Source organism: Jeongeupia sp. HS-3, assembly GCF_015140455.1.
Lineage (GTDB): Bacteria > Pseudomonadota > Gammaproteobacteria > Burkholderiales > Chitinibacteraceae > Jeongeupia.
In genome coordinates this window covers 2,215,222-2,233,013 of record NZ_AP024094.1, presented here as the reverse complement: position 1 = coordinate 2,233,013, position 17,792 = coordinate 2,215,222, and the positions used below count along the sequence as shown (strand labels likewise).

The following is a 17,792-nucleotide window of genomic DNA, read 5'->3' as shown; positions in this document are numbered from 1 at the left end:
ATGCACTCATGCGTATTCGGCCTGCTGGCCATGCTGGTTTCGACCATGGGAACGGCGGCGACGTTCACCCTGCCAACGGATGACAGTACGTTGGTCGGTGAGGTTCGGGTCGTGACGCCAACGCCGGACAACACCTTGCTCGACCTGATGCGTCATTTTGATCTTGGTTATACCGAGATCACCAGCGCCAATCCCGGTATGTCGGTCTGGACACCGGGGCCGGGGGCCCGGGTGGTGATTCCGACCCGCTTCATCCTGCCGCCCAAACCCTGGGAAGGCATAGTCGTCAACATCCCGCAGCGGCGGATGTTTTATTTTCCGCCGGCGAAAAAAGGCAAGGCGGCAGAGGTGATCACCTATCCGATCGGTATCGCCCGCGAAGGGTGGTCGACGCCGCTGGGCCTGAGCCGTGTCACCGGTAAATTCCGCGATCCGGGATGGTTCGTGCCTAAGACCATCCGTGACGAACATCGCGCGGAAGAGGGCGTCGAGATGCCCGCGTATTTCCCTCCGGGGCCAGATAACCCGATGGGCATGCTGGCGATGCGTACTGCTTGGCCCGGCATTTTCCTGCATGCGACCAACCGGCCTTGGGGCGTCGGCATGCGTGTCAGCCACGGCTGCATGCATCTTTACCCCGAGGATGCGGCCGAACTCTTCGCGCAACTCAAGATCGGCACGCCGTTCCGGGTGATCAATCAGCCGGTGCTGGTGGGTGATGCAGAGGGGAAAACGTGGATGAGCAGCTTTGATCCGGTCGCCGAATATCCGGGTGAGCCGACCCCGGCGGAATGGGCTGAACGGCTGCTTGATCAGCGCACGCTGGATGCGGCGCTGGCCGGCCAGCCGTTCGACCCCGAGCGCAAGCAGCGCTTGCTGGATGCCCCGACCGCCTTGCCGGTCGCGCTGAACGACAGCAGTGTCGATCCGGGGGCCGTGCTCTCGGCGATGCCGGCCGAAGCTTACGATTTGCCGCCGTATGGTGCCGGCGCCAACGATGCCTCATTGCCGGCGCCCAAGCAGCCGCCGGCCGATGAGGCCGCGGCCAACCCTTGAGCGTTGGCGTTCAGCGGCCCAGATCGCCGGCGCGTTCCGGCTGGTACACCACGTCGAGGATTTTGACACTGGTCGTGCCGCCACCGGGGGCGGGCCAAGTGATTTGCTGGCCGATGCCCAGCCCCAGCAGCGCGCTGCCGACCGGCGCGGTGATCGAAATCTGCTCGGCCGAGCCGTTCAGATCCTTGGGGTAGCACAGCGTCAGCTCGAAGGTCTGGCCCGAACCGGCGATCTCGAAACGGACGCGCGAACGCATCGTCACCACGTCGGCCGGCATGTCTTCCGGTTCCAGCAGCGTGGCGCGATCCAGTTCCGCGCGCAGCGTTGCCGCGCCGGGAAAGGCGGCCGCCGGCAGCGTATCGATCAATTCGTACAGGCGATCGGCATCGAGCGACGACACCGTAATCGGGGGCAATGCGGACATGGAAAAGCCTCATCGGGTTGCATGAAGCCCATTAGACCACTTTGCGCGCCGTGGTTCCCTGTTTGGGCTCAAGGGAGTTGTTTGGCGAGAAAGGCATAAAGGTCGTCCTGCCAGAAACCGAGGTTGTAGCCGAAGATCAGCGCCGAATGCGGATCGCGGCCTTCAAGCGTTTTCGGGGTGACGAGCTGGCGCGTCGCTGGCGATCTTGCCGCAAGCGCATGCCCCAGCGCGACCGGCACCAGCGTATCGCCGGGCGAGTAGACCAGCAGCGCGGGCGTGCGCGTCGCTGTCAGGTCGAGGATGGCCGATTCGGCATACGTGGCGGACTTGCTGGGCTCGGCAAGGCCGACGCTCGAATAGCCGCCGGCGACGTCGACGACCGCCCTGATCTCGGGCGCGGCGGCGCTGACGTGGAGCGCCAGCAGCCCGCCGAACGAATGGCCGAGGATGACGCCTTGCGGCAATACGTCCGGCTGCGTGCGCAGCCACGCAAGCACGGGTTTGACATCCTTGGCCGCGTCGGTAAGCAGTGCGCGCATGGCGCTGTCGTCGTCCGGAAACTGCCGGCCTTGCCATGCGACTTCGCTGGGCGTGCCTTCCGAGCCTTCGTAGCCACGCCGGGACAGCTCGAATACGTTGAATCCCATGCTGTAGAACAGTGCGTGCGGGTCGTCGTTGATGCCCCAGGGGGCGACGTGGCCGGCCTTGAGCAGTTGTTGCAGCGTGGCACCGTGCAGCAATAGCACATGCGGTGCCGGCTTGGGCTGGCGCCAACTGCGGACGCGTAGCTTCGACCAGTTCAGTGGTGCATCGGTGGTCACGTAGTCGACGCGCGCTTCCGGCCGTTCAGCCCAGCGATCGAGCTGGGTGTCGCGATCGCCCGGCGGGACGATAGCCAATGCTGTGGCCATCGGCAGCGCCATCAGTAAACCCGCCAGTAAACCCCATAGCTTTCTCATTGCTTCCTCCATGCTTTCTTTTTATGAGCTTGGCAGGATAGCACCGGGTGCGGGATAGCCGCAGCTGCCCGTAGCGCATCGATTTTGTTAACATCTGAATCGTCGCGACATCCGTCGCGGCACTATGCGTCTTCAGGGCGGGGCGAAATTCCCCACCGGCGGTAGGGTGTCCATCTGGAAAGAAGGGCGCCGAGCCCGCGAGCGCCTGCGAAAGCAGGGTCAGCAGATCCGGTCAGAATCCGGAGCCGACGGTTAAAGTCCGGATGAGAGAAGACCAGGCTTGCCGCCACGCCCGTCAGGGAGGCGAACGGCTGTCTCCGACCCGGTTCCGGGTTGGCCCTGAACGCTTTCGCCAACTGCGGAGCGTTAATTCATGTCCAAGTTTGACCAGTACTTTTCCACTACCACTGCGCAGCAGCGGCTCGAAGCCGCGGTGATCGCCACCGGCATCGGCCGGCCGGTGGTGCTGCTCGACGATGAAGATCGTGAGAACGAGGCCGACCTGATCGTCGCCGCCGCGCGCATCGACGCCGCCAGCATGGCGCAGATGATCCGCGACGGCAGCGGCATCGTCTGCCTGTGTTTGAGCGACGCCGCGCTGAACCGGCTGCAATTGCCGCAGATGGTCGCGCGCAACGGCAGCCGCAACAGCACGGCGTTCACCGTGTCGATCGAGGCGCGCGACGGCGTCTCGACCGGCGTCTCCGCGGCCGACCGGGTGACGACGATCCGTGCGGCGCTGAGCCTTGATCCGGCGCAGCTCGTCAGCCCCGGCCACGTCTTCCCTTTGCGGGGCCGCCCCGGTGGCGTGCTCGAACGGCGCGGGCATACCGAAGGCTCGATTGAACTGGCCACGCTGGCCGGCCTGAGCGATGCGTCGGTGCTGTGCGAACTGATGAACCCGGACGGCACGATGATGCGCGGCGATACGGTCATCGCCTACGCCGAACAGCACGGCCTGCCGGTGCTGACGATCGCCGACCTTGTCTGGTACCGGCAGCAAGCGCGGCAGCACGAAGCGGCGATGGCCGCCTGATGAAAAACGGCACGCCAAGGCGTGCCGTTTTTACTGCGCTCAATCGGGTAAAAAACGCTCAAGCAAGGTATTGAGGAAGCGCCGGCCCTGCGCGGTCGGGCGAACGTGATCAAGCGTGCGCTCAAGCAGGCCTTCGGCACAGGCACGTTCGATTTCGTTGATCACGCGGGTGATCGGCAGGCCGGTGCGCTCGGCGAACAGGGTGATGGCAAAGCCATCGGTCAGCCGCAGCGCGTTGAGCATGAACTCGAACGGCAGCTGTTCGAGCGTGATCGCCTCTTCGGTTTGCACCGCGCTGCCTTCGCGCATCTTCGCCAGGTATTCGGTCGGCTGCTTGTAGCGCATCTGCCGGATGATGCGGTCGGGGAAGCTGATCTTGGCGTGTGCGCCGGCGCCGATGCCGAGGTAGTCGCCGAAGGTCCAGTAATTGAGATTGTGCTTCGCACGGCGCTTGGGCAGGCCAAAGGCGCTGGTTTCGTAATGCTCGAATCCGGCGGTGGCGAGCCGCGCTTCGATCGCATCCTGCATATCGGCGGCGAGATCATCGTCGGGCACCGGCGGTGGATAGCGGTGGAACAGCGTGTTCGGTTCCAGCGTCAGGTGATAGGCGCTGATGTGCGTCGGCTTGGCGGCGATCGCGGTATCGATATCGGCCAGCGCCTCGGCCAGCGTCTGCTGTGGCAGCGCGTACATCAGGTCGAGATTGAAATTGTCGAAGTTGGCGTGGGCGATCTCGATGGCGCGACGCGCGGCATCGCGGTCATGGATGCGCCCGAGTGCCTTGAGCTTGGCGTCGTCAAAGCTCTGGATGCCGATCGACAGCCGGTTGATCCCTGCATGCGCAAAGCCGGCGAACTTGTCGGCCTCGAAGGTGCCGGGATTGGCTTCCATGGTGATTTCGGCGTCGGGCAGCAGTTTCACCCGCGCGCGGATTGCCGCGATCAATCTGTCCATTGCCTCGGCGGAAAACAGGCTAGGCGTGCCGCCGCCCATGAAGATCGACGTGACCGGCCGGCCCCAGATCAGCGGCAGACAGGATTCCAGATCGGCGATCAGCGCATCGATATACGCCGCCTCCAGTGTGCTATCGAGCCGGCCGTCATCGCCACCGCCAGCACCGCCAAACTTCAGCGCATGCGAATTGAAGTCGCAATACGGGCACTTCTTCACGCACCAGGGAAAGTGGATATACAGCGCCAGCGGCGGCAGTGCGGTGAGTTGCGGGCCGGTGGACGGGCGGCTGATGGCGGAAAGCGAAACGGTATGCATGGCGCGGCAAGGGAGAGAGTGACTGCTATTCTACCCCCGGCAGCGCGCTTGCCGTGCCGCGCCTGTCAGCGCTGCTGCGTATCGCCTGCCGCAAGGCGGCGTTCGATTTCGCGCCGCTGCCACCGTTCGAACCAGCCGCGCGTAACGGAGGAAACGCACAAGCCATGCGCAGCAAGACCGACGCCCCAACCGAGCGCTGGATAGATCACCCAGAAGTAATGCGGCGAGCTGTAAAGGTTGATCACCAGCAGCACGCTCATGATCAGTACGTATTGCGCCAGATGAAGGTAAAACCCGTTGCGGCACTTCACTTCGGCGGTGATTTGAGCGAGCCGTTGGGCATCAGGTGTTTTGGGTAAGGCTAAGGTCGACATCGGAACATCCTTGCGAAGTTGGTCGATGTCGATTCCGAAGGTTGCCGCCAGCGACTTGAGCGTTTCCAGCCCGGGCGTTGCACCTTGTTCGAGGCGCTGGATCGTGCGCACGTTCAGGCCACTTAGTTCGGCCAGCTGCTCCTGTGACCAGCCCCGGGTGATGCGCAGTTCCTTGATCAGCATTGCGTTCTCCGAATCGACACGGGAATGGTGGCTCTGTGCATCGTCCTTGGCCACGACAGCGGCGCGACATCCCCCGACACGACCCCGACAGTTGAATCAATACAATGGCTTAGCGCTGGCCGTAGGGATTGTGCAGCGCGTCGACGAGCTTGTGCAGCACGTCCTTCATTTGCGCTTCGGACACTTCCATCAGGATGCCGTCTTCCAGCGCATCCTGCATCAGCTGGGCGATTTCGTCGAGGTTCTCGTTCATGACCTTGACCTTCTCGGTGCACGACACCACCGAGGCGTCGTCGCGTTGCCAGATGGCGTAGCGGGCTTCGTTGCTGCAGGCGCTCATAGCTGGGTGTCCTTGAGCTTGTCGACCAGGATGCGCAGCGCGCGGCCACGGTGCGAGATCGCGGCCTTCTCGTCGGCGCTGATTTCGGCCACGGTGCGGCCGTATTGCGGCAGCAGGAACAGCGGGTCGTAGCCGAAGCCGCCGTCGCCGCGCGGGGCTTCGATGATAACTCCGGCGCAGACGCCGTCGGCGATCAGTGGCTGCGGGTCGGCCTCAGAGCGCACCAGCACCAGTGCGGCGTAGTAATAGGCGCTGCGGTCGGTTTTTTCGGCCAGCTCGGCCAGCAGTTTTTCGTTGTTGCGCGCGTCCGATTTCGGCTCGCCGGCGAAGCGCGCCGAGTACACGCCCGGCGCGCCGCCGAGCGCGTGCACGCAGATGCCCGAATCGTCGGCCAGCGCGGGCAGGCCGGTGATGCGGCTGGCGTGGCGGGCCTTGGCCAGCGCGTTCTCGACGAAGGTGAAGAACGGTTCATCACATTCGGGCACGTTCAGCTCGCCCTGCGGAATGATCTCAAGGCCGAGCGGTTCGAGCAGGTGGCGGAATTCGCGGATCTTGCCCTTGTTGTTGCTGGCGAGGACGATTTTTTGCATGGTCATGGCGGGAATCAGTAAGTCTTCTTGGTCAGCGTGAGCAGGTCGTTGTCACGCTTCATCTGAAAGCGGTTGAGCGCGGAGTTGCCGAGCAGAACGATATCGAGGGTATTGCCGTTTTGTACCGACACGTCGACGTCATAGAGCATGAGGTTGCCGATCTGCACTTTCGGCACCTTGGTCACCCAGACGCTGATCTTGCCGTTGGCGGTGCTGGCCGTGCCTTCGCGGCCCTTGCGGTAGTCGATCTTCATCTTCTCGGCGACGCTGTTGCTGAGCGAGATGAAGCTGGCGCCGGTATCGACGACGGCTTTCTGTGCCACGCCGTTGATACGGATGTCGGTATAAAAATGACCGCCACCATCCGCCATGAGTGTCAGGCTGCCGCCGCCGTCATCGCGACCGCCGCTGACGGTATAGCCCTCGCCGAGCAGAAGCCGCTTTTGCGCGCCGCCCGCCGCTATCGTCGCTGCCTCGCTGTTCAAGGCCAGCAGCTTGATGTTGCCGGCGCTCTGGCCGACCACCACGGTGCGCTGCACGCCATCGACATTCAGGATGGCCTTGTTGCCGAGCACCGCCATCAAGGTGATGTTGGTGGCGAGGACGGCAGGCGCGGTCAGGGCTACGACAAGGGCGGCGGCGAGCGGGACATTCATGCGGGGGACGACTCCGAAGTGTGCATCTGCGCCATCGCCGCTTCGATCAGCGGCCAGCCGGCATCCTTGAGCAATTTGGCATCCGAAAGCGTTCTGCGCCAGCCGCGTGCACCGCGTTCGCCCTGATACAGGCCGAGCACGTGACGGGCAAAAAAGCGCAACGGCGTGCCGGCCTTGAGTTCGGCTTCGACAAAGGGGCGTAGCGCGCGCATCGCCGCTTCACGATTGTCCGGCCGCCAGTCGCTGCCGTAATAGCGCGCATCGACGTCGGCGAGCATCCACGGGTTCTGATATGCCTCGCGGCCGACCATTACGCCGTCGACGTGTTCGAGATGCGCGGCGATGTCGTCGTGCGTGGCAATGCCGCCGTTGATGATGATTTCCAGTTGCGGGAAATCGCGCTTCAGCCGGTACACGTAGTCGTACTTCAGCGGCGGGATATCGCGGTTCTCTTTCGGCGACAAGCCCTTGAGGATGGCATTGCGGGCGTGGACGATAAAGGTCGTCACCCCGGCGGCATCTTGGACGTGGCCGATGAAATCACGCACGAAATCGTAATCCTCGACCGCGTCGATGCCGATCCGGTGCTTGACGGTGACGTCGATCGAACTCGCATCGCGCATTGCCTTGAGGCCGTCGGACACCAGCCGCGGTTCGAGCATCAGGCAGGCGCCGAATGACCCGGACTGCACGCGCTCGGACGGGCAACCGACGTTGAGGTTGACCTCGTCGTAGCCCCAGTCCTCGGCGATCTTGGCGCACTTGGCCAGATCGGCCGGGTCGGAACCACCGAGTTGCAGCGCCAGCGGATTTTCGACGTCGTCAAAGCGCAGGTGGCGCATCTTGTCGCCGTGCAAAATCGCCCCGGTGTTGACCATCTCGGTGTACAGCCAGGCATCGCGGCTCAGTTCGCGGGCGAAGCGGCGGTAAAAGCGGTCGGTCCAGTCGAGCATCGGCGCGATGCAGAAGCGGCGCGACGGTTTCACTACGGTACTCATGCTGCCAAAGCCGCCTTCTGCGCCGCGATCAGCTCGCGGATGCCGGCGTCGGCCAGATCGAGCAGCGCGTTCATTTCGGCGCGCGAAAACGGCACGCCCTCGGCGGTGCCCTGCACCTCGATAAAGGTGCCGCTACCGGTCATCACCACGTTCATGTCTGTTTCGCAGTCCGAGTCTTCCGGATAGTCGAGATCGAGCACCGGCGTGTCCTGATACACGCCGACCGACACCGCGGCGACGTGTTCGCGGATCGGGCTCGCTTCGAGCTTGCCGGCGGCGATCAGGCCGTTGATGGCGTCGGTCAGCGCGACAAAGGCGCCGGTGATCGCCGCGGTGCGGGTGCCACCGTCGGCCTGGATCACGTCGCAATCGATGACGATCTGGCGCTCGCCCAGTGCGGCCATGTCGACCACCGCGCGCAAGGACCGGCCGATCAGACGCTGGATTTCCTGGGTACGGCCGGATTGCTTGCCGGCGGCGGCTTCGCGGCGCATGCGGCTATTGGTCGAACGCGGCAGCATGCCGTATTCGGCGGTGACCCAGCCCTGGCCCTTGCCGCGCAGGAAGGGCGGCACGTTTTCGTCGACGCTGGCGGTGCACAGCACCTTGGTGTCGCCGAACTCGACCAGTACGCTGCCTTCGGCGTGGCGGGTGTAATTGCGGGTGAGGCGGACGGTGCGAAGTTGCGCGGGAGTACGGCCGGACGGGCGCATGTCTATCCTTGAGATCAATCGAATCAAGGGATTATACCGCCGGGGGCGGGCCGCGCGCGCCTCGGGCCTATTTGGAATACTTGGCGATCGCCGCCTGGATTTCGGCGATGGCGTTTTCGATGTCATCGTCGGTGAAATCACCGCCCTGTTTGGCGCTGAGCGGGTCGACATGCGTTGAAATCGTGTGGAAATCGAGCTTCTGGGTCGACACGAAGGCGTTGCCGGAGAGTTCTTTCTCGTCCGAGTCGTGCCAGTTGATCGCCAGCGCCGAGAGGTTGTCGCCGAATTTGCCACCGCGCAGCTCGGCCCTGTCCATCAATTGCGGCACGGCGAACAGCACCGGGAAGGCGCCAAGGAACTGGCCGAGTTCTTCGTCTTCGAGCGAGCCCCACAGCCCGTCCGAGCACAGCAGCAGCGTGTCGCCGTCAGACAGCGCGATCTTGCCGCCCAGGTCGATCTCGGGCGGGTAGACGCCGCCCAGACACGAGTAGATCTTGTTCTTTTCCGGGTGCGTTTTGGCTTCTTCTTCGGTGATCTTGCCTTCATCCACCAGCCGGCGCACTTTGGAATGATCGCGCGTCTGCGTCAGCACCTTGCTGCCGCACAGCAAGTACAAGCGCGAATCACCAACGTGCGCCCAGTAGGCGATGTCGTCCTGGACGATACAGGCGACACAGGTGGTGCGCGGGATTTCCAGCATCTGCTTGCTTGCGGCGTAGTCGTAGATCGCCTCGTGGCAGCGCTGGAAGCTGTCGGCCAGAAACTGCAGCGGATTGGCCAGCGCCGGCTGTGCTTTTTGCTCGAACTGGTCGGTCAGGAGTTCCACCGCGATTTGCGCGGCGACTTCGCCATGCAGATGGCCGCCCATGCCGTCGGCAACGACCAACAGTAGGGCATCCCGGCTGTACGAGTAGCCGAGCCGGTCCTGATTGTTCTTGCGTGCGCCGCGCCGGGTGTCTTGATAAACGGTGAATTTCATTCGAACCCCCGGTCGGGTTTAACGGTGAGTTTGCGCCAGGCCAGTTGGACGGTACGAACCAGCCCCGGTCTTCTGGCTGGCGGTGAGCCGGCTTCGATCAGGGATTTTTGCAGCTGCGGCACGCTTTGTGGCCGGGCCGTCGGCTCCAGCAACAGGCACTGGTGGATCAGGTCGAGCAGCTCGGGCGAATAACGATCGCCGTGCTCGATGCGCAGGTCGATCAGTTTGTCGGCTTTCTGGCGGGCATCGGCCGGCTGCGGCGCGGTGCCGGCGAGGCAGGCGAACATCGATGCGCCTATGCCGTAGATATCGGTCCACGGGCCGAGCTCGTTCTTCTTGTTGTACTGCTCCGGGGCGGCGAAGCCCGGGGTGTACATCGGCGTGAGCTTGGCGTGCTCCTGCGTCAGCGTTTGTCGCGCCGAGCCGAAGTCCAGCAGCACCGGCGAGCCGTCCTTGCGGATGTAGATGTTCGCTGGCTTGATGTCCAGGTGCAGCAGCTTGTTCAGGTGTACTTCGCGCAGGCCGTTGAGCAGGTGGAAGAACACGTGGCGGATCAGCTTTTCGTCGACGCCTTCGCGCTCGTGCTTGAGCTGGATTTCCTTTTGCAAGGTGCGGCCGCGCTCGTACTCCATCACCATGTAAACGGTATCGTTGGCGCGGAAGAAATTCAGCACCCGGACGATATTCGGATGCAGGATGCGCGCCAGGGTCTTGCCTTCCTCGAAGAAACACTTGAGGCCGTGGCGGAACATGGCGACATTGTCATCGCTGGTCGCCTCGACCCGTTCGCCCTCGCGGCGCAGCGCGAGTGAATTTGGCAGGTATTCCTTGATTGCGACGGGATAATCGTTTTCGTCGTGCGCGAGGTAGACGATACTGAAGCCGCCAGCCGACAGGAGCTTGGCGATCGTATAATTCTGTAGCTGGTAGCCCCGTGATAGGGGTTGATTACTCGGTGTCGCCATCCGTGATTTTTATGCTTGGCTTTGCCTGTCGGTGTCGCGCCGATTCTGAGTGCCCCCCCGGCGAAAGTAAAGTTGCGCAGCACACGCTGTTTCCCTGCTGCATCTGCCAGACCACAAGGAGTTCCAATGATTTTCAGCATGACCGGTTATGCCAACGCGCAGCGCGAGCTGGCGCTTGGCACGCTCAGCGTCGAAGTACGCGCGGTCAACCATCGCTTTCTCGATCTGTCGCTGCGCCTCGGTGAAGACCTGCGCGCGTTCGAGGGCACCATTCGCGAGCGCATCGGTGCCTCGCTGTCACGCGGCAAGGTCGAATGCCGCGCCTATTTCAATGCCCAGGCCGCCACGTCGGCCAAGCTGCAACTGAACCGCGCCTTGCTCGAAGAGCTGCTCAAAGTCACCGCCGAAGCGCGCGAACTGGTGCCGGATGGTGGCGAACTCAAGCTCGGTGAGCTGATGCGCTGGCCCGGTGTGCTGGTACAGGAAGCGCCGCAGGACGAAGCGCTCGGTGAAACGCTGGTCGCGTTGCTGGACATCGCGCTGACCGATTTCAAGGCCAGCCGTGCGCGTGAAGGCGAAAAGCTCAAGGACCATCTGCTTGAACGCATCGTCGGCATGGAAGCCATTGTCGCCGAAGTGAAACCGCGCCTGCCGGTGCTGGTGGCCGAATACGAAGCCCGGCTGACCGCGCGTTTCGTCGAAGCGATCGGCGCCGCCGACGATGACCGTATCCGCCAGGAAATCGTCATGTTCGCGCAGAAGATCGACGTCGATGAAGAGCTGTCACGCCTCACCGCACACTTGAGCGAAATCCGCCGCATCCTGCAAAAGGGCGGTGCAGTCGGCAAGCGGCTGGATTTCCTGATGCAGGAACTCAACCGCGAAGCCAATACCCTCGGCTCCAAATCGGTATCGGCTGAAACCAGCCGTGCATCGATCGAACTCAAGGTGCTGATCGAGCAGATGCGCGAGCAGATCCAGAACATCGAGTAAGCGCGGCTGATGGTGTAAGCGCTGGCGGTACGGCGGCGCTGCACGGCCTTGCGCTGCGGCATTGTGGCGATTTTTGCTGGCGACGGCCGATGCGCCGTTTTCCATACCGGCGGGCTATGCTAGGCTCGGTGTAATTTTGTTACGGAATTGATCCGCGATGACCCAAGGCAATATTTTCGTTGTCACCGCGCCGTCGGGCGCCGGCAAGACCACGCTGGTCGCAGCGCTGCTCGCCGGCGATGCCAATGTGCAGCTGTCGATCTCGTTCACCTCGCGCGCGCCGCGCGTCGGCGAAGTCGATGGCAAGGATTACCATTTTGTCGATCGCGCCACCTTCGAGGCCATGATCGCGCGCGGTGAGTTGCTTGAGTGCGCCGAGGTCTACGGCAATTACTACGGCACCTCGCAGACGTGGATCACCGAGGCGCGTGCTTCGGGGCGCGACATCCTGCTGGAAATCGATACCCAGGGTGCCGAGCAGGTTCGCCGGCTGTTCCCTGATGCGATCGGCCTCTTCGTGCTGCCGCCGTCGCTCGAGGTGCTGGAGCAGCGGTTGAAGAACCGCGGCAAGGATGCCGACGAGGTGATCGCCCGGCGCATGGCCGAGGCGCGTGCCGAAATCGGTCATGCCGAAGAGTTCGATTATTTGATCGTCAATGAGCATATCGATGAAGCGGTGCGCGACATCATCGGCATCGTTCGTGCCGAACGTCTGCGTTTGACACGACAGGTCGAACGGCATGGTGCATTGATCGCCAGCCTCAAGGGCTGATCGAGGCGAGGCCGCTCTCTGGTAGAATGGTCGTATCTGTCGCCTGTTTGGGCGATCTTGCTTGATTTGGAGTAGACCCACATGGCCCGTGTAACCGTTGAAGACTGCATGCATACCATCGAAAACCGCTTCGATCTGACTCTGGCCGCCGCTTACCGCGCTCGCCAGATCGCCAATGGCTCGACCCCGCAAGTCGACAATCCGGGCAAGGACAAGCCGACCGTACTGGCACTGCGTGAAGTCGCGTCTGGCATCATTGGCCGCGAAATCCTCAACCGCAACCGTATCTGAGTTGCGAAACGTCGGCCCGGCATTGTCCGGGCCGCGTTGTTTGCCGATGCGGATCTGTCGCTCTACTGACGACTCTGTCTGTCCCTGCAGGACGGCAAAGGTGGGGGCATGCCCGCGATAAATCCGCACGAGCTGCCCGAGCTCGCAGCCCAAGCACCGCACGTTCTTGATGCGGTCAACAGTTTTCTCTCCGACGATACCGCCTATCTGAAGCCGGACGATCGCGAGTTCCTCGCCCGTGCCTTCAAGTTTTCCGAAATCGCCCACCGTGGCCAGACACGCCAGTCGGGTGAACCGTACATCTCGCACCCGCTCGCCGTCGCGACCATCCTCACGGCCTGGCATCTGGATGCGCAGGCGCTGGCCGCCGCGCTGATGCACGATGTGGTCGAGGATACCGGCGTTTCCAAGCTGGAAATTACCGAGAAATTCGGTCGTCATGTCGCCGATCTGGTCGACGGCATGAGCAAGCTGGAAAAGCTTGAATTCCAGAGCAAGGAAATGGCGCAGGCGGAAAACTTCCGCAAGATGCTGCTGGCGATGGCGCGCGATCTGCGCGTGATCCTGATCAAGCTGGCCGACCGTTTGCACAATATGCGCACGATGGATGCGATGCGGCCGGACAAGCAAAAGCGCATCGCTCGCGAAACGCTGGAAATCTACGCACCGATCGCCAACCGTATCGGCCTGAACGCGGTGTATCAGGAGCTGGACGACCTGTCGTTCAAATACCTGCATCCACGGCGTTATGCGGTGCTCTCGAAGGCGCTCAAGGCTGCGCGCGGCAATCGTCGTGAAGTGGTCGGACGGATTCTCGACGCCGTGCGTGCGCAGCTGATGGGCGCGGGGCTGGAGGCGATGGTGTCCGGGCGCGAGAAGAACCTCTTCAGTATCTACCGCAAGATGCAGGAGAAATCGCTGTCGTTCTCGGAAGTGCTGGATATCTACGCCTTCCGTGTCATCGTCAAGGATGTGCCGACCTGTTACCTGGCGCTGGGTGCGCTGCATGCCTTGTTCAAGCCGATCGCCGGCAAGGTCAAGGATTACATCGCCATCCCGAAGTCGAACGGCTACCAGAGCCTGCATACGACCTTGTTCGGCCCTTACGGCACCCCGATCGAAATCCAGATCCGCACCGCCGAAATGCATCGCGTTGCCGACGCCGGCGTTGCCAGTCACTGGATGTACAAAAGCGGTGACGAGACCTTCTCGGACGTGCAGCAGAAAACCCACCAGTGGTTGCAAAGCCTGCTGGAGCTGCAGTCCGAGTCGGGCGATGCGGTCGAATTTCTTGAACACATCAAGGTCGATCTGTTTCCCGACGAGGTCTACGTGTTCACGCCCAAGGGCAAGATTCTGTCGATGCCTGCCGGCGCAAGCTGCGTCGATTTCGCCTACGCGGTGCACTCGGACATCGGTGACCGCTGCATCGCGGCCAAGGTCAACCACGAGCTGGTGCCGCTGCGCGCCAAGCTCAAGAACGGCGATCAGGTCGAGATCGTCACCGCCGCACATGCCAAGCCGAATCCGAGCTGGCTGACCTTCGTCACCACCGGTAAGGCGCGCAGCCACATCCGCCATTTCCTCAAGAGCATGCGTTTCGAGGAATCGGTGAATCTGGGCGAACGTTTGCTGGGGCAGGGCTTTTCGAGTCTGCAGCAGGCGCAGGTCGAGCTGAATGACGAGGTGTGGGATCGTTACGTCAAGGAAAATGGCGCCAGGGACAAGGATGAAGTCCTCGCCGATATCGGCCTAGGCAAGCGGCTGGCCGTGGTCGTGGTCAAGCGGCTGCTGCAGCTTGCCGGGCTGTGGCGCGAAGAGGCCGGTGGCGTGCGCCGCACTGCGGCGATGACGATACGCGGCACCGAAGGCATGGCGGTGCAGTTTGGCCGCTGCTGTAATCCGATCCCGGGCGATCCGATTCTGGGTATCGTCAAAAAGGACCAGGGCCTGGTCATCCATACCCACGACTGTCCGCTACTCGCCAAGGGCCACGTCGATGCCGAGAAGCTGATCGACGTTGAATGGGATCCGCTGGTCGAGCGCTTCTTCGATGTGCCGGTACGGGTGCTGGCCGACAATGAACGTGGCGTACTCGGCCAGATCGCCACGGCGATCGGCGAGGCCGAGGCCAATATCGGCGCGGTGACGACGCAGGAAGCCGAGGGCGAACGCTATATCCAGGTTCAATTCACCCTGCAGGTACACGATCGCGTGCATCTGGCGCGGGTGATGCGCCGGCTGCGGCAGTTGCCGGTGATCTACCGCCTGCAGCGGGTGCGGGCCTGAGCCGGGTCAAAGTCTGACGCCTCGCGCGTGCTAAAATCGGCGCCATCCGCAATCCTGCCAAGGCCGCTGTCGTGATCCAGCTGTCCATCAATGGCGAAGCCAAAACCTTCGCCGCGCCGCTGACCGTTTCCGAACTCATTCTCGCACTCGACCTTGCCGGCAAGCGGGTCGCCATCGAGCGCAACGGTGAAATCGTGCCGCGCAGCACCCATGCGCAGGCGCTGCTCGCCGATGGCGATGTGCTGGAGATGGTCGTCGCCGTCGGCGGCGGCTGATTTTTTCCCCGTCAAACTACTGCGCGGACGCATCGCTGCGTCATGCGCGCTTCGCAATCCTCATGGGCCATCTGCCCATTCCGGTTGCTCCAGTGCTATTCCTTGCCCTGCGTCCGCTCGCGACGCTTGCCGGGGCTGCGCTTATGACGTTCTCTGAGAGGCCCGTATGACCCAAGCTCAAGACCTGTTCCAGATTGCTGGCAAGACCTACAACTCGCGCCTGCTGGTCGGCACCGGCAAGTACAAGGATTTCGACGAAACCCGCCGCGCCGTTGATGCCTCGGGGGCTGAGATCGTCACCGTGGCGATTCGCCGCGTGAACATCGGCCAGACCGCCGGCGAGCCGAGCTTGCTGGATTACCTGCCGCCGTCCGAATTCACCTATCTGCCCAACACCGCCGGTTGCTACAGCGCCGACGACGCGATCCGTACCCTGCGGCTGGCGCGCGAACTGCTGGATGACCACAAGCTGGTGAAGCTTGAAGTCCTTGGCGACGCCAATACGCTGTACCCGAATGTGCGCGAAACGCTGAAGGCCGCCGAAGTACTGGTGAAGGAAGGTTTCGACGTGATGGTGTACACCTCGGATGATCCGATCGTGGCCAAGGAACTGGAGCAAATCGGCTGCTGCGCCATCATGCCGCTGGCGAGCCTGATCGGTTCGGGCATGGGGATTCTGAATCCGTGGAATCTGCGGCTGATCATCGAGCAAAGCAGCGTGCCGGTGCTGGTCGACGCCGGCGTCGGTACCGCGTCCGATGCCACCATCGGCATGGAACTCGGTTGCGACGGCGTGTTGATGAACACCGCTATCGCCGCCGCTCGCGATCCGGTGCGCATGGCGTATGCGATGAAACTGGCGGTCGAATCGGGGCGCGAGGCTTATCTGGCCGGCCGGATGCCGAAGAAGCTCTATAGCGGCGATCCGTCGAGCCCGCTTTTCGGTATGATAAGCAGTAAGTAAGCAGTTATTCAAAAAGGCGGTCGATGACCGCCTTTTTCACATCTTGGGAGCCCTGATGACCACCGTCCGTTACGCCAGCCTCGATGACCTCGACGTTCTGGCACCGCTGTTCGATGCGTACCGGGTGTTTTACGGCGCGCAAAGCGATGTGGCCGCGGCCCGTGTCTTTCTCGCCGAACGGCTGGCGCTGGCCGAATCGGTGTTGCTGCTGGCCGAGGACGATGGCGTTGCCGTCGGTTTCGGCCAGCTTTACCCGCTATTCAGCTCGGTCGGCATGCGGCGCACCTGGCTGCTCAACGACCTCTTTGTTGCCGAAGCCGCCCGCGGCCGGGGCGTGGCGCGGGCGCTGATGCACAAGGCACGCGATCATGCCCGGGCGAGCGGCGCGGCGCGGCTGAGACTGTCGACCGCGCATACCAATGGCGCCGCACAGGCCTTGTATGAATCGCTTGGCTACGTGCTCGATACCGAGTACCGCGGGTACAGCCTGGCGGTGTAAGGGCCGGTCGCGCTACACCCTGATGATCTCGCCTTTCAGCGCGTAGAGAATGGCGATGACGTCCTTCCGGGTGTCGTCGTCCAGCTTGTGTCGCTCGAGCACGCCGACGATATCGTCCATGACCGCCAGATATTCCTGCTCCGAGATATTCATGCCCCGGTGGGCACTGAGCATGTCCTTGCCGGTATAGGCCTCGGGGCCGCCCGAGCCGGCACAGAAGAACTCGTGTGCCATCTTTTTCAGGTGCATCAGGTCTTTGGCATTCTCGAACCGCGTCCTGACGATGGGATTGGCCAGGTGGGCGGCGACGACGTCATCGATCAGCCCGGCGATTCCCTCGGACTCGCCCAATCGCTCGTAGAGTGAACGCATTGAATTTTCCTCCATGCAAGGTTTGGGCTGAGAGCCGGTGTTCGTCGCTGCCACAGCCCGGGTGACAGCCGCCCATCCAGTATGGGCGGGCGGGGCGTCGTGACCCAATGCCTAGCCGATGAACTGCCATGACGCCACCTGCCGCGCGCACCGGGTATGCCCCGGCAGGTAGCGGTGCGCGGTTCGCCGCTGTGATCGCCATAAGCGGTCTTGTTTTTTTACGATGATGACTTTGGAATAAGGAGGGCAAAGTGACCCCTGAAACGATTGCCGCTGATCATGACCGCACGGTCGCTTCATGTGGTGTCCGCCATGCCGGCCTCGACGATCTGGATGCACTGGCGCCGCTGTTCGATGCATATCGGGTGTTTTACCGTCAGCAGAGCGACCTCGCACTGGCACGCGATTATCTGCGGCAAAGGCTGATGCGGCACGAATCGGTGCTTCTGCTCGCCGAGCTCGATGGCAAACCCGCGGGACTGATCCAGCTTTACCCGATGTTCTGCTCTATCGTCGCCGAGCCGATCTGGGTGCTGAACGATCTGTATGTCGCCGACGCTGCGCGCGGTCGTGGCGTCGCCCGGGCGTTGATGACCAAGGCGTGCGATCACGCCAGGGCGAGCGGCGCGGCGCGGATCGAGTTATCGACCGCGCATGGCAACCGCACGGCGCAGGCGCTGTACGAATCGCTCGGTTACGAACTCGACACCGTCTACCGCTACTACAGCCTGTCGCTCTGACGTGCTGCGGTGATCCGGCATCGCCGGCTATAATCGCGCCATCGTTGAAAAAAAG

At 62.8% G+C, this 17,792-nt stretch carries 22 protein-coding genes and 1 riboswitch; of the genes, 10 read left to right on the top strand and 12 right to left on the bottom strand.

Going from position 1 to position 17,792, the window contains the following annotated elements:
- On the top strand, positions 1-1,056 hold the full coding sequence (locus JLC71_RS10675; protein ID WP_236250866.1) for a L,D-transpeptidase family protein: 1,056 nt from the start codon (positions 1-3) through the stop codon (positions 1,054-1,056).
- A gap of 10 nt (positions 1,057-1,066) precedes the next feature.
- Here the strand turns inward: JLC71_RS10675 and rnk are convergent, their stop codons facing one another.
- Both rnk and JLC71_RS10665 read right to left on the bottom strand, forming a co-directional pair.
- A complete protein-coding gene (rnk, locus tag JLC71_RS10670) occupies positions 1,067-1,480 on the bottom strand; it encodes a nucleoside diphosphate kinase regulator (RefSeq protein ID WP_200915398.1) in 414 nt (137 codons plus the stop codon).
- Between the two features lie 68 nt (positions 1,481-1,548).
- On the bottom strand, positions 1,549-2,439 hold the full coding sequence (locus JLC71_RS10665; protein WP_200915397.1) for an alpha/beta hydrolase: 891 nt from the start codon (positions 2,437-2,439) through the stop codon (positions 1,549-1,551).
- Between the two features lie 124 nt (positions 2,440-2,563).
- Positions 2,564-2,718: riboswitch (FMN riboswitch) on the top strand.
- Between the two features lie 94 nt (positions 2,719-2,812).
- Between JLC71_RS10665 and ribB the strand changes: the two genes are divergently transcribed.
- Positions 2,813-3,475, top strand: a complete 663-nt coding sequence (gene ribB / locus JLC71_RS10660; RefSeq protein ID WP_200915396.1) for a 3,4-dihydroxy-2-butanone-4-phosphate synthase — start codon at positions 2,813-2,815, stop codon at positions 3,473-3,475.
- A 39-nt stretch (positions 3,476-3,514) separates the two neighbouring features.
- On the opposite strand, the gene hemW is transcribed toward ribB, so the two are convergent.
- The 9 genes from hemW to JLC71_RS10615 all read right to left on the bottom strand — a co-directional run bounded on the left by hemW (position 3,515) and on the right by JLC71_RS10615 (position 10,542).
- Positions 3,515-4,744 (bottom strand): radical SAM family heme chaperone HemW, encoded by a 1,230-nt coding sequence (gene hemW / locus JLC71_RS10655; protein WP_200915395.1) that lies wholly within the window; start codon positions 4,742-4,744, stop codon positions 3,515-3,517.
- Positions 4,745-4,809: 65 nt separating this feature from the next.
- Positions 4,810-5,301 carry a helix-turn-helix domain-containing protein gene (locus tag JLC71_RS10650; RefSeq protein WP_200915394.1) on the bottom strand — a complete coding sequence of 164 codons (492 nt, stop codon included), beginning with the start codon at positions 5,299-5,301 and terminating at the stop codon, positions 4,810-4,812.
- A gap of 109 nt (positions 5,302-5,410) precedes the next feature.
- Positions 5,411-5,641: a hypothetical protein gene (locus JLC71_RS10645; RefSeq protein ID WP_200915393.1), complete on the bottom strand. Its 231-nt coding sequence runs from the start codon at positions 5,639-5,641 to the stop codon at positions 5,411-5,413.
- A complete protein-coding gene (rdgB, locus tag JLC71_RS10640) occupies positions 5,638-6,237 on the bottom strand; it encodes an RdgB/HAM1 family non-canonical purine NTP pyrophosphatase (protein WP_200915392.1) in 600 nt (199 codons plus the stop codon). The genes JLC71_RS10645 and rdgB overlap by 4 nt, the downstream gene beginning before the upstream one ends.
- Positions 6,238-6,245: 8 nt before the next feature.
- Entirely contained in the window at positions 6,246-6,887 is a 642-nt protein-coding gene (locus JLC71_RS10635; RefSeq protein ID WP_200915391.1) for a retropepsin-like aspartic protease family protein, read from the bottom strand.
- Complete coding sequence (gene dusA / locus JLC71_RS10630; RefSeq protein ID WP_200915390.1) at positions 6,884-7,885, bottom strand: tRNA dihydrouridine(20/20a) synthase DusA; 1,002 nt, start codon at positions 7,883-7,885, stop codon at positions 6,884-6,886. Before dusA ends, JLC71_RS10635 begins: the two co-directional genes overlap by 4 nt.
- Positions 7,882-8,598 (bottom strand): ribonuclease PH, encoded by a 717-nt coding sequence (gene rph, locus JLC71_RS10625; RefSeq protein ID WP_200915389.1) that lies wholly within the window; start codon positions 8,596-8,598, stop codon positions 7,882-7,884. The genes dusA and rph overlap by 4 nt, the downstream gene beginning before the upstream one ends.
- A 67-nt stretch (positions 8,599-8,665) precedes the next feature.
- Complete coding sequence (locus JLC71_RS10620) at positions 8,666-9,577, bottom strand: PP2C family protein-serine/threonine phosphatase (protein ID WP_200915388.1); 912 nt, start codon at positions 9,575-9,577, stop codon at positions 8,666-8,668.
- The gene (locus JLC71_RS10615; protein WP_200915387.1) at positions 9,574-10,542 is read right to left on the bottom strand and encodes a serine/threonine protein kinase; all 969 of its coding nucleotides are present in this window, start codon (positions 10,540-10,542) and stop codon (positions 9,574-9,576) included. Before JLC71_RS10615 ends, JLC71_RS10620 begins: the two co-directional genes overlap by 4 nt.
- Before the next feature lie 126 nt (positions 10,543-10,668).
- Here JLC71_RS10615 and JLC71_RS10610 point away from each other — a divergent pair, with 126 nt between their 5' ends.
- The 7 genes from JLC71_RS10610 (at position 10,669) to JLC71_RS10580 (ending at position 16,625) form a co-directional block, all read left to right on the top strand.
- On the top strand, positions 10,669-11,535 hold the full coding sequence (locus JLC71_RS10610) for a YicC/YloC family endoribonuclease (RefSeq protein WP_200915386.1): 867 nt from the start codon (positions 10,669-10,671) through the stop codon (positions 11,533-11,535).
- Between the two features lie 157 nt (positions 11,536-11,692).
- The gene (gene gmk, locus JLC71_RS10605; RefSeq protein WP_200915385.1) at positions 11,693-12,307 is read left to right on the top strand and encodes a guanylate kinase; all 615 of its coding nucleotides are present in this window, start codon (positions 11,693-11,695) and stop codon (positions 12,305-12,307) included.
- Between the two features lie 81 nt (positions 12,308-12,388).
- Positions 12,389-12,598 (top strand): DNA-directed RNA polymerase subunit omega, encoded by a 210-nt coding sequence (gene rpoZ / locus JLC71_RS10600; protein ID WP_200915384.1) that lies wholly within the window; start codon positions 12,389-12,391, stop codon positions 12,596-12,598.
- A 108-nt stretch (positions 12,599-12,706) separates the two neighbouring features.
- Positions 12,707-14,887, top strand: coding sequence for a RelA/SpoT family protein (locus JLC71_RS10595; RefSeq protein ID WP_200915383.1), 2,181 nt, complete (start codon positions 12,707-12,709; stop codon positions 14,885-14,887).
- A 71-nt stretch (positions 14,888-14,958) separates the two neighbouring features.
- The gene (thiS, locus tag JLC71_RS10590) at positions 14,959-15,162 is read left to right on the top strand and encodes a sulfur carrier protein ThiS (RefSeq protein ID WP_236250865.1); all 204 of its coding nucleotides are present in this window, start codon (positions 14,959-14,961) and stop codon (positions 15,160-15,162) included.
- A 166-nt stretch (positions 15,163-15,328) separates the two neighbouring features.
- A complete protein-coding gene (locus tag JLC71_RS10585) occupies positions 15,329-16,126 on the top strand; it encodes a thiazole synthase (RefSeq protein ID WP_200915382.1) in 798 nt (265 codons plus the stop codon).
- A gap of 55 nt (positions 16,127-16,181) precedes the next feature.
- The gene (locus JLC71_RS10580) at positions 16,182-16,625 is read left to right on the top strand and encodes a GNAT family N-acetyltransferase (RefSeq protein ID WP_236250864.1); all 444 of its coding nucleotides are present in this window, start codon (positions 16,182-16,184) and stop codon (positions 16,623-16,625) included.
- Positions 16,626-16,637: 12 nt separating this feature from the next.
- Here JLC71_RS10580 and JLC71_RS10575 read toward each other — a convergent pair whose 3' ends face one another.
- Positions 16,638-16,997 (bottom strand): group I truncated hemoglobin, encoded by a 360-nt coding sequence (locus tag JLC71_RS10575; RefSeq protein WP_200915381.1) that lies wholly within the window; start codon positions 16,995-16,997, stop codon positions 16,638-16,640.
- A gap of 251 nt (positions 16,998-17,248) precedes the next feature.
- On the opposite strand from JLC71_RS10575, the gene JLC71_RS10570 reads away from it, so the two are divergent.
- Positions 17,249-17,737: a GNAT family N-acetyltransferase gene (locus JLC71_RS10570; protein ID WP_236250863.1), complete on the top strand. Its 489-nt coding sequence runs from the start codon at positions 17,249-17,251 to the stop codon at positions 17,735-17,737.
- Positions 17,738-17,792: the final 55 nt, after the last annotated feature.